14 protein-coding genes are annotated in these 11,819 nt (G+C 64.2%); 8 read left to right on the top strand and 6 right to left on the bottom strand.

Annotated elements, in window-relative coordinates:
• Window positions 1-26: 26 nt before the first annotated feature.
• The gene (locus C7G42_RS26100) at window positions 27-326 is read right to left on the bottom strand and encodes an ArsR/SmtB family transcription factor (protein WP_199581148.1); all 300 of its coding nucleotides are present in this window, start codon (window positions 324-326) and stop codon (window positions 27-29) included.
• A 116-nt stretch (window positions 327-442) separates the two neighbouring features.
• Here C7G42_RS26100 and C7G42_RS26095 point away from each other — a divergent pair, with 116 nt between their 5' ends.
• From C7G42_RS26095 to ccoG, 4 genes are read left to right on the top strand one after another with little or no spacing between them, the layout of a single operon-like run.
• Window positions 443-1,729 carry an NAD(P)/FAD-dependent oxidoreductase gene (locus tag C7G42_RS26095; RefSeq protein WP_106951810.1) on the top strand — a complete coding sequence of 429 codons (1,287 nt, stop codon included), beginning with the start codon at window positions 443-445 and terminating at the stop codon, window positions 1,727-1,729.
• Window positions 1,726-2,169: a thioredoxin TrxC gene (gene trxC / locus C7G42_RS26090; protein WP_106951809.1), complete on the top strand. Its 444-nt coding sequence runs from the start codon at window positions 1,726-1,728 to the stop codon at window positions 2,167-2,169. Before C7G42_RS26095 ends, trxC begins: the two co-directional genes overlap by 4 nt.
• A gap of 25 nt (window positions 2,170-2,194) precedes the next feature.
• A complete protein-coding gene (locus C7G42_RS26085; RefSeq protein WP_106951808.1) occupies window positions 2,195-2,398 on the top strand; it encodes a YgaP family membrane protein in 204 nt (67 codons plus the stop codon).
• Window positions 2,399-2,434: 36 nt separating this feature from the next.
• Complete coding sequence (ccoG, locus tag C7G42_RS26080; protein ID WP_106951807.1) at window positions 2,435-3,871, top strand: cytochrome c oxidase accessory protein CcoG; 1,437 nt, start codon at window positions 2,435-2,437, stop codon at window positions 3,869-3,871.
• Window positions 3,872-3,896: 25 nt separating this feature from the next.
• On the opposite strand, the gene C7G42_RS26075 is transcribed toward ccoG, so the two are convergent.
• Window positions 3,897-4,781, bottom strand: a complete 885-nt coding sequence (locus C7G42_RS26075) for a transglutaminase-like domain-containing protein (protein WP_106951806.1) — start codon at window positions 4,779-4,781, stop codon at window positions 3,897-3,899.
• 200 nt (window positions 4,782-4,981) lie between these two features.
• Here C7G42_RS26075 and C7G42_RS26070 point away from each other — a divergent pair, with 200 nt between their 5' ends.
• Together C7G42_RS26070 and C7G42_RS26065 are read left to right on the top strand one after the other, a co-directional pair.
• Window positions 4,982-5,908, top strand: coding sequence for a transglutaminase family protein (locus C7G42_RS26070; protein WP_106951805.1), 927 nt, complete (start codon window positions 4,982-4,984; stop codon window positions 5,906-5,908).
• Between the two features lie 105 nt (window positions 5,909-6,013).
• Window positions 6,014-7,177: a GNAT family N-acetyltransferase gene (locus C7G42_RS26065; RefSeq protein WP_106951804.1), complete on the top strand. Its 1,164-nt coding sequence runs from the start codon at window positions 6,014-6,016 to the stop codon at window positions 7,175-7,177.
• A gap of 7 nt (window positions 7,178-7,184) precedes the next feature.
• Here the strand turns inward: C7G42_RS26065 and C7G42_RS26060 are convergent, their stop codons facing one another.
• Together C7G42_RS26060 and C7G42_RS26055 are read right to left on the bottom strand one after the other, a co-directional pair.
• Entirely contained in the window at window positions 7,185-7,850 is a 666-nt protein-coding gene (locus C7G42_RS26060; protein WP_106951803.1) for a DsbA family oxidoreductase, read from the bottom strand.
• Between the two features lie 78 nt (window positions 7,851-7,928).
• Window positions 7,929-8,750, bottom strand: a complete 822-nt coding sequence (locus tag C7G42_RS26055) for a helix-turn-helix domain-containing protein (RefSeq protein WP_106951802.1) — start codon at window positions 8,748-8,750, stop codon at window positions 7,929-7,931.
• Window positions 8,751-8,851: 101 nt separating this feature from the next.
• Here C7G42_RS26055 and C7G42_RS26050 point away from each other — a divergent pair, with 101 nt between their 5' ends.
• Both C7G42_RS26050 and C7G42_RS26045 read left to right on the top strand, forming a co-directional pair.
• Window positions 8,852-9,082 carry a hypothetical protein gene (locus C7G42_RS26050; RefSeq protein WP_106951801.1) on the top strand — a complete coding sequence of 77 codons (231 nt, stop codon included), beginning with the start codon at window positions 8,852-8,854 and terminating at the stop codon, window positions 9,080-9,082.
• 37 nt (window positions 9,083-9,119) lie between these two features.
• Complete coding sequence (locus C7G42_RS26045; protein ID WP_106951800.1) at window positions 9,120-9,518, top strand: hypothetical protein; 399 nt, start codon at window positions 9,120-9,122, stop codon at window positions 9,516-9,518.
• 1,010 nt (window positions 9,519-10,528) lie between these two features.
• Here the strand turns inward: C7G42_RS26045 and C7G42_RS34875 are convergent.
• Together C7G42_RS34875 and C7G42_RS34870 are read right to left on the bottom strand one after the other, a co-directional pair.
• A complete protein-coding gene (locus C7G42_RS34875; RefSeq protein ID WP_147250288.1) occupies window positions 10,529-11,005 on the bottom strand; it encodes a cupin domain-containing protein in 477 nt (158 codons plus the stop codon).
• 234 nt (window positions 11,006-11,239) lie between these two features.
• The gene (locus C7G42_RS34870; protein ID WP_158537637.1) at window positions 11,240-11,467 is read right to left on the bottom strand and encodes a hypothetical protein; all 228 of its coding nucleotides are present in this window, start codon (window positions 11,465-11,467) and stop codon (window positions 11,240-11,242) included.
• Window positions 11,468-11,819: the final 352 nt, after the last annotated feature.

The following is an 11,819-nucleotide window of genomic DNA, read 5'->3' as shown; positions in this document are numbered from 1 at the left end:
CGCACCCGCCCGCCGTTTCCTAGGCTTCACTTCGTCCTTGCGGACTTCGGCGCGCAGAACACCTGATAGAGCGTCTTCAGGATCGCGCGCGCCGGCTCGCTGGCGATCGAATAGAAGATCGTCTGCGCATCGCGCCTGGAGGCGACCAGGCCATCCTTGCGAAGGAGCGCAAGATGCTGGGAGACCGTCGAGTCCCGCAGGTTCAGGAACTCGGCCAGCTCGCCGACCGACCGCTCGCCGTCGATCAGCTGGCAGATGATGAGAAGACGGTGACGATTCGAGAGCGCCTTGAGCAGGTCGCTCGCCCGGTCCGCTGCCCGCTCCATGATCTCGCTATCTATTTTCATACTTGCATATATACGCAAATACGAATATGTAGTCAAGCGCTGCATGACGACCGGAACTGAACCGGTGAAGCGGCCTGATCCAACGGAGGTTACCCATGGCGGAGATTGTCGTAGTCGGAGCCGGTCTGAGCGGAACGCTGATGGCCTATGAACTGCTTCCCCAGTTGCGAAAGGAGGACCGCCTCAGCGTCATCTCGCAAGGCGCGGTCTATCATTTCGTCCCCTCGAATCCGTGGGTGGCCATCGGCTGGCGCAAGCGCGCGGAGATCGAGATCGATCTCGCAGACGTCATGAAGCGCAAGGGAGTGCGGCTGCTGACGCAGGGCGCAAAGCGCGTCCACCCCGAGGAGAACCGTATCGATCTCGGCGACGGCACGTCGATCGACTATGATTATCTGGTCGTCGCGACCGGTCCCGAACTCGCCTTCGACGAGATCCCCGGCCTCGGCCCGCAGGGTCATATCCAGTCGATCTGCCACGTCGATCACGCCGCGCATGCCCGCGAAGCCTTCGAGAAGCTCGCGGCCAATCCCGGCCCGGTCGTGATCGGCGCCGTTCAGGGCGCCTCCTGCTTCGGGCCGGCCTACGAATTTCTCTTCATCCTGGAAACGGAGCTGCGCCGGCGCAAGCTGCGCGACCGGGTTCCCATGACTTTCGTCACCTCGGAGCCGTATATCGGCCATCTCGGCCTTGACGGCGTCGGGGACACCAAGGGTCTTCTGGAAAGCGAGATGCGCGAGAAGCACATCAAGTGGATCACCAATGCCCGCGTCGACAATGTCGTCCCCGGCTTGATGACCGTGGAGGAGTTTTCCGACAACGGCACGTCCCGCAAGGCCCACGAACTGCCATTCGTCTATTCGATGATGTTGCCCGCCTTTCGCGGTGTCGAGGCGGTGCGCGGCATCGAGAAGCTGACCAATCCGCGCGGCTTCGTCATCGTCGACAAGCATCAGCAGAATCCCGCCTTCCCCAACGTGTTTGCCGTCGGCGTCTGCGTCGCGATCGCGCCGGTCGGCGCGACACCGGTGCCGGTCGGCGTCCCCAAGACCGGCTTCATGATCGAATCCATGGTGACGGCGACCGCGATGAACATCGGCGCCCTGCTCCGCGGCAAGGCGCCGACGACACAGCCGACCTGGAACGCGATCTGCCTCGCCGACTTCGGCGATTCCGGCGTCGCCTTCCTCGCGCAGCCGCAGATCCCGCCGCGCAACGTCAATTGGTCCTCCAAGGGCGAATGGGTGCACCTCGCCAAGGTCGCCTTCGAGAAATACTTCCTGCGCAAGATGCGGCGCGGCGAGAGCGAGCCGTTCTACGAGCGCTTCCTGCTCGACAGGCTGAACATCGCCAAGATCAAGGAGGTCCGAACCGGCACATGAGCACGACACGCCAGATCGTCTGCGGACATTGCGGGCGCATCAACCGCCTGCCGGCCGAACGCGCACCGCAAGGTGCGCGTTGCGGCGCCTGTCACCATCCGATGTTCACCGGCCAGCCGATCGAGGTGGACGAAGCAGCCTTCGACCGCCATGTCGCCAGCAGCGACATTCCCGTGCTGATCGACGTCTGGGCGCCATGGTGCGGACCTTGCCGCGCGATGGCGCCCATGTTCGAGCGCGCGGCGCAAGCACTCGAACCCGGCGTGCGGCTGTTGAAGCTGAATTCAGACAGCGCGCCCGCATTGTCGTCGCGGCTCAACATCAGCGGCATTCCGACGCTGTTGCTGATGCACGGCGGCCGCGAGATCGCCCGCCATTCCGGCGCGATGGATACGCGCAGCATCGTCGCCTGGACCGAAACCAATCTGACCCGTTCGTAACGTCACCAATCAAAAGGAGCCTGCCATGAATGTCGATAGAGCCGTCCTCGCCTTTGCGGGATTCGTCGTCCTGCTCGGTCTCGCACTGGGGACCTATGTGAACGCTTATTGGTACCTGCTGACGGCGTTCGCCGGGCTGAACATGCTGCAGGCCTCGTTCACCGGCTTCTGCCCGGCGGCGATCGTGTTCAGAAAGCTGGGCCTGAGCAGCGGCTGCGCGTTCTCCTGAACGCGCAGATGCAACTTGTGATGCGGGGGAACTGCCATGACCGACGACACCTTCATCGAGGGGCCTCTCTACGAGAAGCGCAGGAAGGTTTATCCGCAGTCGGTCCACGGGCCGTTCCGCCGCATCAAATGGGCGATCCTGTGCGTCACGCTCGGGATCTATTATCTCCTGCCGTTCGTCCGCTGGAATCGCGGGCCCGGCCTGCCCGACCAGGCCGTGCTGATCGACCTGCCGCACCGCCGCTTCTATTTCTTCTTCATCGAGCTGTGGCCGCAGGAGGTTTATTACTTCACCGGTCTGCTCATCATCGCAGCCATGATGCTGTTCCTGATGAACGCGGTCGCAGGCCGGCTGTGGTGCGGCTATCTATGCCCGCAGACGGTGTGGACCGACCTGTTCTACGCCGTGGAGCGCTGGGTCGAGGGTGACCGACGCGAGCGCATGCAGGGCGACAAGCGCTACTGGACCTTCGACCACATCCGAAAGGTCGCACTCAAACACTTCCTCTGGGTCATGATCGCCTGGTGGACCGGCGGCGCCTGGGTGCTGTATTTCGACGACGCACCGACGCTGGTGAAGGAACTCGCCACCTTCCAGGCACCGTTCACGGCTTATCTCTGGATCGGTATCCTGACCGCGACGACCTATGTCTTCGCCGGCCACGCCCGGGAGCAGATGTGCATCTACATGTGCCCGTGGCCGCGCATCCAGGCGGCATTGACCGACGAGTGGGCGCTCAACGTCACCTATCGCCGCGACCGCGGCGAGCCGCGCATGTCGGTGAAGAAGGCGGAAGCCGCCCGCGCCCACGGCGATTTCGCCGGCGACTGCGTCGACTGCCACCAGTGCATCAATGTCTGCCCGACCGGCGTCGACATCCGTCACGGCATCCAGCTCGGCTGCATCCAGTGCGGGCTGTGCATCGACGCCTGCGACAACGTGATGAGCGAGATCGGCCGGCCCAAAGGCCTGATCGGCTACGACACCGACATCAACATGCAACGCCGGCGCGAGGGCAAGCCGCCGATCTATCGCATCATCCGCGCGCGCACGCTGGTCTATACCGCAGCCATTGCCATCGTCGGCACCATCATGGTCTACACCCTCGCCACGCGCGCGACGATGGACGTCAACGTGCTGCACGAGCGCAATCCGTTGTTCGTTCAGCTCTCGGATGGCGGAGTCCGCAACGATTACACCGTACGCATCCTCAACAAGGGCGCGCACCGATCTTTCGCGCTCAAGGTCTCAGGCCTGCCGGGCGCCATTGTCCGCGTCGCCGGTGTCGAGTCGGGGCCCGACGGCAATCCGCTTGTGCAGGTTGGACAGGATCAGACCCGCGAGGTTCGGATGTCGGTGCAGGTTGCCCCCGACCGCGTGCCCAAGGGGGCGATCGATATAGGAGTCGAGATCACCGATGTCGGCAGCGGAGAGCGCGCCGATGCGCGCGATCATTTCGTGCCGAAGGAGTGAAAGTCGATCCTCTGGAGCAATCGTCTCAAGCCATCGCACGTTGCAGCATCGACTGCGCGCGCGGGGCCATGACGATATCAGGCGCGAGCTGGACGGAACTGTCGTCGACGACTTCCTCCGTCACGACATTGAACCGAACCAGCTCCGCCTGGCCGAACGCCGTCGAGATCGCGACGTCGGCGGCGTCGCGGCCGCGGGCAATGACGATACGGCCGATGCGAGGATGGTTGTGGCGCGCGTCAAACGTGTACCAGCGATCACCGATATAGGCCTCGAACCAGGCGCTGAAATCCATCGGTGCCGGGTCGGGAGGCACCCCGATATCGCCGAGATAGCCGGTGCAATAACGCGCTGGAATGTTCATGCAACGGCACAACGTCACGGCCAGATGGGCGAAGTCCCGGCATACGCCGATGCGTTCGGCATGACCTTCGGACGCCGTGCGGTCACCGCGTGCAAACTGATAGCCGAATTTGATGCGGTTGTGGACATAGTCGCAAATCGCCTGCACGCGCTGTCCGCCGCCTTCGATCGAGCCGAAGGTCGACCAGGCCAGATCCGCCAGTTTCTGGGTGTCGCAATAGCGGCTGCCCAGCAGATACACGAGCGCGTCGTCGGGCAGGTCCTGGAGCTGAACCTGAGTTGCGAACGGCGCCGCCGGCTCGGGAACGCCGGAATCTTCGATCACGAAGTCGTTGCGGATCTCGATCAGACCGCTTGGCGCGACCAGGCGGGTGCAGACGTTGCCGAAGGCATCGAGATAGTCCCTGGTGCCAACACCGGGCGTGGTTTGGATGGCGTGCGGGGACAAGAGATCGCCTTGCCGGGACGGATGCACGCTCAGCATCAGGATCATCGGGACGTCTTGAAGGCATTTGAACGCAATGTCGTAGCCGGCGCGAATCTTCAAGATCGTCTCCTCGGAGTCGTCGTTGACCTTGGCACGCCAACACCTGCCCCGGCGAATTCGTTCCGCGTCTTCGGCTGCAGCGCTGCTGAAATGAAGGGCAGTTGTGCCTGTTGTCACCTTTCCCCCGCTGTACCCCTTGAATCCCTGCTTGGACCGGGGACGAAAGCAGGGTCATATAGCCGCGGGCCAGAAGCGAGCACATGACAACCTACGCAGTCCACCACAGAACGATCTACCGCTACCGTCAGCCGGTGAAGCTCGGGCAGCACCAGCTGCTATTCCGGCCACGCGACAGCTATGACCAGCGCCTGCTCGACTGCCGGCTCGTCATCCGGCCCGAACCCGCCGAGATCCGCTGGATTCACGACGTCTCGGGCAATTGCCTCACGCTGGTCGACTTCGACACCGTAAGCGACCAGCTCCAGTTCGACACCACTATCGAGCTCGACCATACGCCGGAGAACACGCCGGACTTCCGCATCGAGGACTACGCCCGCGAGCATCCGTTCGCCTATGCCGACAGCGAGCTGCCAGATCTCGAACCCTATATGCGTCGCCATCATCCCGACGATTTCGCGGTAGAGGAGTGGTTGGCCAAGTTCGTGGCGGTGGACGGCCGGCGGCCCACGGGCCAATTGCTGATGACGCTCAACGAGGCCATTGCCGAAGGCTTCTCCTACCAGCGCCGGACGATGCGGGGAACACAGACGCCCGCGGAAACCCTTGGGCTGCAGCAGGGGACATGCCGCGATTTCGCGCTGCTGATGATGGAGGCGGCACGCGCGCTCGGCTTCGCCGCCCGCTTCATCACAGGCTATGTCTACGTTGCCGATCGCGACGGGCCGGTGCGGCTCGGCGGCGGCTCGACCCACGCCTGGTGCTCGATTTACGTGCCCGGCTCGGGCTGGGTGGAGTTCGATCCGACCAACGGCATCGTCGGCAATCGCGACCTGATCCGGGTCGGCGTCGCCCGGACGCCGCAGCAGGCCATCCCGCTCTGGGGCTCCTATTGGGGGGAACCCGAGGACGATCTCGGCATGGAAGTCTCGGTGAACGTGAAGACCGGGCTGACCTCTCCGGCCGACCAGCCGGCGGCGCAGCATTCGCTATCGTCAACGCGACGTTAACAATTTCGCGCAAATTGGCGCGGCGCCCGAACGGCATTTTCCATCCTATGCGCTAGCATGCCCCACAGAACTCGGGCTCGGCCCGCGTGAACGGGGACGAGGGACGTGGTCGACATCGCGCAGCAGGCAGCGATCCATCCGGCACCGGCGGCGGATGCCGCGACGGCGCGCGTGCCGCTCACCGCGATCGACCCCGGCCAGTGGCGCGCGCTCGCGCAGCGGGCGATCGAGCCGAACGGATATTATCTGCCCGGCTGGGAGTTCGCCGTCAGCGCGACCGCGCGCGACCGCACCGACGCCTCGGCATTGCCCGCATTCGACGGCTCTTCGAAGCGGTTGATCGGGCTGATGCCTGTAATCCCGCTCTGGCGCTCCTTAAAGATTCCCCTGGCCGCGCTGGTGAGCGCGCATCCCTACGGCACGCTCTGCAGCCCGCTGATCGACCGCGATGCCCCGATCGAGGCGGCCACGCAACTGTTGCAGCGGGCGCGCGAGGCCGGCGCGCATGCGCTCGTGCTCAACGACGTCGCGCTCGACGGTGCCGCGATGACTGCGCTGAAGCAGGTCCTGGACCGCGACGGCCTGAAGCCACGCGTACTGTCCTCCTACGTCCGCGCCAGCCTCGATGCGACGCAGGATGACGAAACGCTGCTGCGCGAGGCGCTCGGCGCCAAGAAGCTCAAGGAGCTGCGCCGACAGCGCCATCGGCTCGAGGAGCACGGCCCCGTTGCGCTCGACGTCGCACGCCGGCCTGACGAGATCGGGCCCGCACTCGAGACATTCCTGCAGCTCGAAGCCAGCGGCTGGAAGGGCAAGCGCGGCACCGCGCTGGCGCAGCATGCGGGCGATGCGGCCTTCATTCGCCGCGCCGTGCCGGCGCTGGCCGAGACCGCGCAGTGCGAGATCATCACGCTTCGCACCGGGACGACACCGGTGGCCGCCGGCATCGTGCTGCGCCATCAGGACCGCGCCTTCTTCTTCAAGCTCGGCATCGACGAGCGTTTTGCGAAATATTCCCCCGGCGTGCAGCTCACGCTCGAGCTGACGCGCCATCTCTGCGCCGATCCCGCCATCGCCAGCGCGGACTCCACCGCGAGCGCCGACCACCCCATGATCAACCCGATCTGGCGCGGGCGGTTCGCGGTCGGCGACGTGCTGATCCCGTTGCGGCGACACGATCCGGTCGTCGCGCTCATTCACGGCGCGCTGCTCGGCCGCAACGCCGCGCACGAGGCCGCGCGACGTGTGGTCCGCCGGCTCCGCAAATAGCCGAAGACTACTCCGCCGCCTGCGCGTTGATTTCCGCCGAGACCTGGCGGATGGCGCGCGCCAGCAGGTTCGGATCCTGCGCGCCGGAGACGGCGTATTTCTGCGCGAACACATAGGTCGGCACGCCGGAGATGCCCTTCTCGGCAGCCTCCTGCGCGTCCGCGGAGACGCGCGCGACGTCCTCGTCGGTGGCAAGGCGCTTGCGCACGTCGTCGCCATCGAGGCCGACATCGGCCGCCGCCTGCACCAGCACGTTCACATCGGTGAGATCGCCGCCGTCGCGGAAATACAGCTCCATCAGGCGCTGCTTCATCTCGGGCGCCTTGCCGATCGCTTCCGCCCACAGGATCAGGCGATGGCAGTCGGTGGTGTTGGGCTGGCGCGCCACCAGCTCGGGCTTGTAGAGAAGGCCCTCCTCGCTCGCGGCCGCGACGACGCGCCCCGAAATGCCCTTGTAGGCCTCGACCGAGCCGAACTTCTGCGTGAGATAGGCCTCGCGGCTGATGCCCTCACGCGGCACCCAGGGATTGAGAAAGAACGGGCGGAAATTGAGCTTGACCGGAACGTCCGGCACCAGCGCCAGCGCGCTCTCGATCCGGTGCTTGCCGATATAGCACCAGGGGCACACCACGTCGGAGACGACGTCGATCTGGAGCGGTTTCAGCGTGCTCATGTCAGGCGCCTCCTTCGGGCGATAAGGTTCGTCGGAAGATAAGCCGAACCCGCTCCGAGGCAAGGGCGCCAAGGGGCGCTAAGTCATGGCTGCTGCCATCTGCCTGAGCCGCTCGGCGGTGCGCTCATCGGCCGGGAAGAAGGTTTCCAGCGCCAGCTCCGACAGGGTGATGTCGACGGGCGTGCCGAACACCATGGTGGTGGAGAAGAAGCTCAGGATTTCACCGCCGTGGCGCAGCTTGAAGGGGATCGCGACGTTGTCGCTCGACAGCGGCCCCGCGCGCGCCGGAATCGGATAGGTCTTGAGGTCGGTGTAGAGCTTGATCAGCTCAGGATCGGCCGTCACCTCGCATTGCCGGTGCAGACGCTCCAGAAGATGCCCGCACCACTCCGCGAGATTGACCGTGCGCGGCGCCAGCGCCTCCGGATGAAAGGCGAGCTTGAGCACGTTGAGGGGCTGGCCGAGCAGATGCTGCGGAATGCCGTCGAGCAGCGGTGCCACCATGCGGTTGGCCGAGACCAGGTTCCAGTGCCGGTCCACCGCGAGCGCGGGATTGGGCTCGTGCGCTCTGAGAACGAGGTCGATCGCCTGGCGGGCTGATTTCAACGCGGGATCCTCCAGCTGGCGCTGCGGAAACGCCGGCGCGTAGCCGGCCGCGACCAGCAGCACGTTGCGTTCGCGCAAGGGCACGTCGAGACGCTCGGCGAGCCGCAGCACCATGTCGCGCGAGGGCGCGGCACGGCCGGTCTCGACGAAGCTGAGATGACGCGCCGAGATTTCGGCCTCGCCCGCGAGATCGAGCTGGCTCATACGGCGGCGCTGCCGCCATTCGCGCAAATGGTCGCCGATGTGGACCGGCTGGCTGCGGTCGGCCTGTGCCGTGGATGCATGTGCGTTCATGAGCAAAAACCTAGCATGCGGATTTCAGAGCTTCCATTACCCCCGAGGTAATCGAAACCGACCCGGCACGGCGGCATCCTCCGTGGCAACAGGAGTTCGCCATGATTGCTCTCGTGATCTACCGCGCTGTCGCCGACCACGTCGTTCCCTTCGCCGTCACCCTGACCACGCGGATGCTGGCGCGCAGCCTCGATATGCCGGAGCCGCTGCTGCATTCGACCGGCGACTATGTGGTCGCGCGGGTCACGGCCTTCGAGCACGGCGTCGGCAGAAGCCTCTGCCCGTTCCGCCTCGCCCGCCTGCTCCGCGCCTGGTGGCGCGGACGGCACTGAGTTTCACCCCGAGCCCACCTGACCATGGAGACCTCAAATGATCGCCGCATCCACCTTCCTCCGCCGCGCCCTGCTCGCCGACGCCGTCTTCAGCGGCGTCGCCGCGCTCGGCTTCACGTTTGGCGCAAGCGCGTTCGCGACCCTGTTCAATCTGCCGGAGGCGCTGCTGCGCGAGACCGGCCTGTTCCTGATCGCCTATGCCGCGCTGGTCGGCTGGCTCGCCTCGCGCGCTTCGGTGGCAAAGCCGCTGGTGTTGCTGGTCGTGGTCGGCAATGCGGCCTGGACGGTCGGCAGCATCGCGCTGCTGTTGTCGGGCGCGGTGTCGCCGAACCTCGCCGGTGAGTTGATGATCGTGGCGGAAGCGATCGCCACCGGCGTGTTCGCCGAGCTGCAATATGTGGGTTTGCGCAAGAGCGAGCGTGTCGTCACAGCCTGACGATCTCGTGTCCCGGACGCGCTGCAGCGCTCTTGCGCTGCTGCGCAGAGCCGGTACCCAGCGACCGCATGCCACACCGATACATGGGCCCCGGCTCTGCAGCGAATCGCGCACGTGCGCGCTGCACTGCGTCCGGGGCACGAGATCGTGGCTTTTCGACACACCTCTTTCCACAATCGTCATTGCAGACATATCCTCGCGTTCTCGCGGCGGATTTCGCCCGAGCTTTGCTGCCGTCTTGCGCCCATGGATTGCCAAAGGGCGCAGGGAAGGCCGGGCGCCGGCGGCACCCGAGTCCGTGTACAAGGACATGCACACGGGGTGGACTACAGGTGATGCCGGTCGCCCGGCCTTCCCTGCGCGGATGGTTTTAACGGTGTCCTTCGTGCTCTCCTCGGGGAGCGTTGCACTATTGCCCCCGTCCCCTTGCGGTTGATCGATGTGAGGACCCGGTCGGGCCGCCGCATCACCGCAAGACTTGACGCCAGAACCCCGGGCGTCGGGACCACACGACTTCTCCGTCCGCGGACGGCGTGGCCTCAGCGCCCGGGGCTTGGTGTGCGCACCCCCGACCATCGACCAAACCGCTGTGACCGCGCCGTGTCGTATGCGCATCGCGCCGGGACTCAACGGTCACCCGTCCCTGTCCCCACGCAATCGCGTCGGCGCTACCGCGTCCACCGCACCCCGGCCCGCATCTCGTGACGATCGCGAAGCGCCCCTCTGGCAGGGCCGGGATGGCGCACATATGCCACAAATCCGAAATTCGGAAAAGCGATATATTTATGTCGGGAGGGATTGACGGGTTTCGGGTGTTTTGCCCGACGCCTCGCGCCGCGCCAGTCAGAGCCGGCAGGAGACGGCGCCCAACATCCGGATGCCGCGTCCGCTTTAGGCTATGGGCTTATTAATAGCTGGCCGCCTGATGTCCGCCCAGCCTCTAACAACGGCGGGAAAGCTGACGTCTCCCGAGGTCGCTGAAGGGCCAAAACCAAAAATAGCCGCGCGTCCTACTGGGGTTTTCGCGGGTCTTCAGAAGGGTTGAGATAGTCAATACCGGTTGGTCCCACGCCTGTAATCTGAAACACGACCTCTTCTCCCCTCGTTTCCGCAAACTGCCAAACCTTTGGCGGCACATGAGAGAAGGTACCAGCGGGAAACGCCATCAACGCAGAATTATCGACCTTGTCACCAATGGCTGAATAGTAAGTACCGGCAATGATTGTGCGCACACGTTCATCTGGATGAGAATGCACGGGGAGCTTAAAATTCGCTGGCAATTTGACCCGGATCGTAAAAAGGCCGGGCTTCCCGGGACTGCCATGTAGCACCGCAATCTGTGCCCCTTTTGGCATCGAGGGTAATGGCGTCCACTTCAAATCGTCGGGCAGAACGCGGGCATACGCTGGCGATTGTGCATGCGCCGTTGGTGATGCGAAGAAAACAATGAATGAAACGAAACCAGTCATCAGCTTCAAGGGCGACATCGTTGTGCTCCCGCCGGATGTGGTGACTTGATTTTATTCCAAGCTGCTCGAGTCCGCTAGGGGTCATAACCGCCCTTCGGAGTGCCGGCCGGCTGCGTCTAGTCTACCCCTATGAGCCGACCACCCGGGACGCTGCCAGACTTCGCGTTCGGGCCAACAGCAGAACTATTCCGATACTATCGTTTGGTCGAGCCCGGTCCGGCACCGGTAAGGCGGCACTCCCTAAAGCCGAACTCATTCTTCAAGCAAATTGCGCTGTTCAGAAGGTGCCGTTGCTTCTGCGCAAATTCTTTGGACCATGCAAGCATCTTCGCGTCTTGAAACTGCTTCCAACACCGCGCCGTGCAGAGGATCGTCTTGCAGCTTTCCGAGGACGATGCCTTGGCCGACGTCGGCGCGGGTGCATCTTTCGGCTTCGACAACAATCTTCAAGGTCCTGACATCGACATCGCCCTTGATCACGCGATCGATCCGCGCGTTCATAACGACTAACCGGCGTACTCCGTTGTCTCTTAGGACCGCAGTGTCCTGGATGGTCGCTTCTACGATGACCGGGGCATCGATATCGGTCGGGACGTGCTCGAATGTGATGGCCCGGAAGGCCTCTGGCACGCAGGGAGCTGTGGCCGCAACTGCGCCTGTGCAAGCCGCGCAGCAAACGATCCAACAGACGGCCCATGTGCGCAGGTCGGGAAGCGATGTATTCATTATTGCATGATGGTGCCAATTCATTGCGACATCTGCAATGGGTCACAACGCGAAGAACTCAACCTGAGCAAATCTCGTCTGTTATTCCTCAGTGAGCGGACCTTGT

The organism is Bradyrhizobium sp. MOS003 (assembly GCF_003020125.1).
Taxonomy (GTDB): domain Bacteria; phylum Pseudomonadota; class Alphaproteobacteria; order Rhizobiales; family Xanthobacteraceae; genus Bradyrhizobium.
Note: the sequence above shows the minus strand (reverse complement) of the source record. Positions and strands in the feature narration are given on the sequence as shown.

Bases quoted from the DNA above. Each gene is read 5' to 3' on its own strand.
- trxC (WP_106951809.1), top strand. From the start codon at position 1,726: ATGAGCACGACACGCCAGATCGTCTGCGGACATTGCGGGCGCATCAAC.
- C7G42_RS34875 (WP_147250288.1), bottom strand. From the start codon at position 11,005: ATGTCGCCCTTGAAGCTGATGACTGGTTTCGTTTCATTCATTGTTTTC.
- C7G42_RS26055 (WP_106951802.1), bottom strand. From the start codon at position 8,750: ATGAACGCACATGCATCCACGGCACAGGCCGACCGCAGCCAGCCGGTC.
- C7G42_RS26070 (WP_106951805.1), top strand. From the start codon at position 4,982: ATGACAACCTACGCAGTCCACCACAGAACGATCTACCGCTACCGTCAG.
- C7G42_RS26045 (WP_106951800.1), top strand. From the start codon at position 9,120: ATGATCGCCGCATCCACCTTCCTCCGCCGCGCCCTGCTCGCCGACGCC.
- C7G42_RS26100 (WP_199581148.1), bottom strand. From the start codon at position 326: ATGGAGCGGGCAGCGGACCGGGCGAGCGACCTGCTCAAGGCGCTCTCG.
- C7G42_RS26085 (WP_106951808.1), top strand. From the start codon at position 2,195: ATGAATGTCGATAGAGCCGTCCTCGCCTTTGCGGGATTCGTCGTCCTG.
- ccoG (WP_106951807.1), top strand. From the start codon at position 2,435: ATGACCGACGACACCTTCATCGAGGGGCCTCTCTACGAGAAGCGCAGG.
- C7G42_RS26050 (WP_106951801.1), top strand. From the start codon at position 8,852: ATGATTGCTCTCGTGATCTACCGCGCTGTCGCCGACCACGTCGTTCCC.
- C7G42_RS26060 (WP_106951803.1), bottom strand. From the start codon at position 7,850: ATGAGCACGCTGAAACCGCTCCAGATCGACGTCGTCTCCGACGTGGTG.
- C7G42_RS26095 (WP_106951810.1), top strand. From the start codon at position 443: ATGGCGGAGATTGTCGTAGTCGGAGCCGGTCTGAGCGGAACGCTGATG.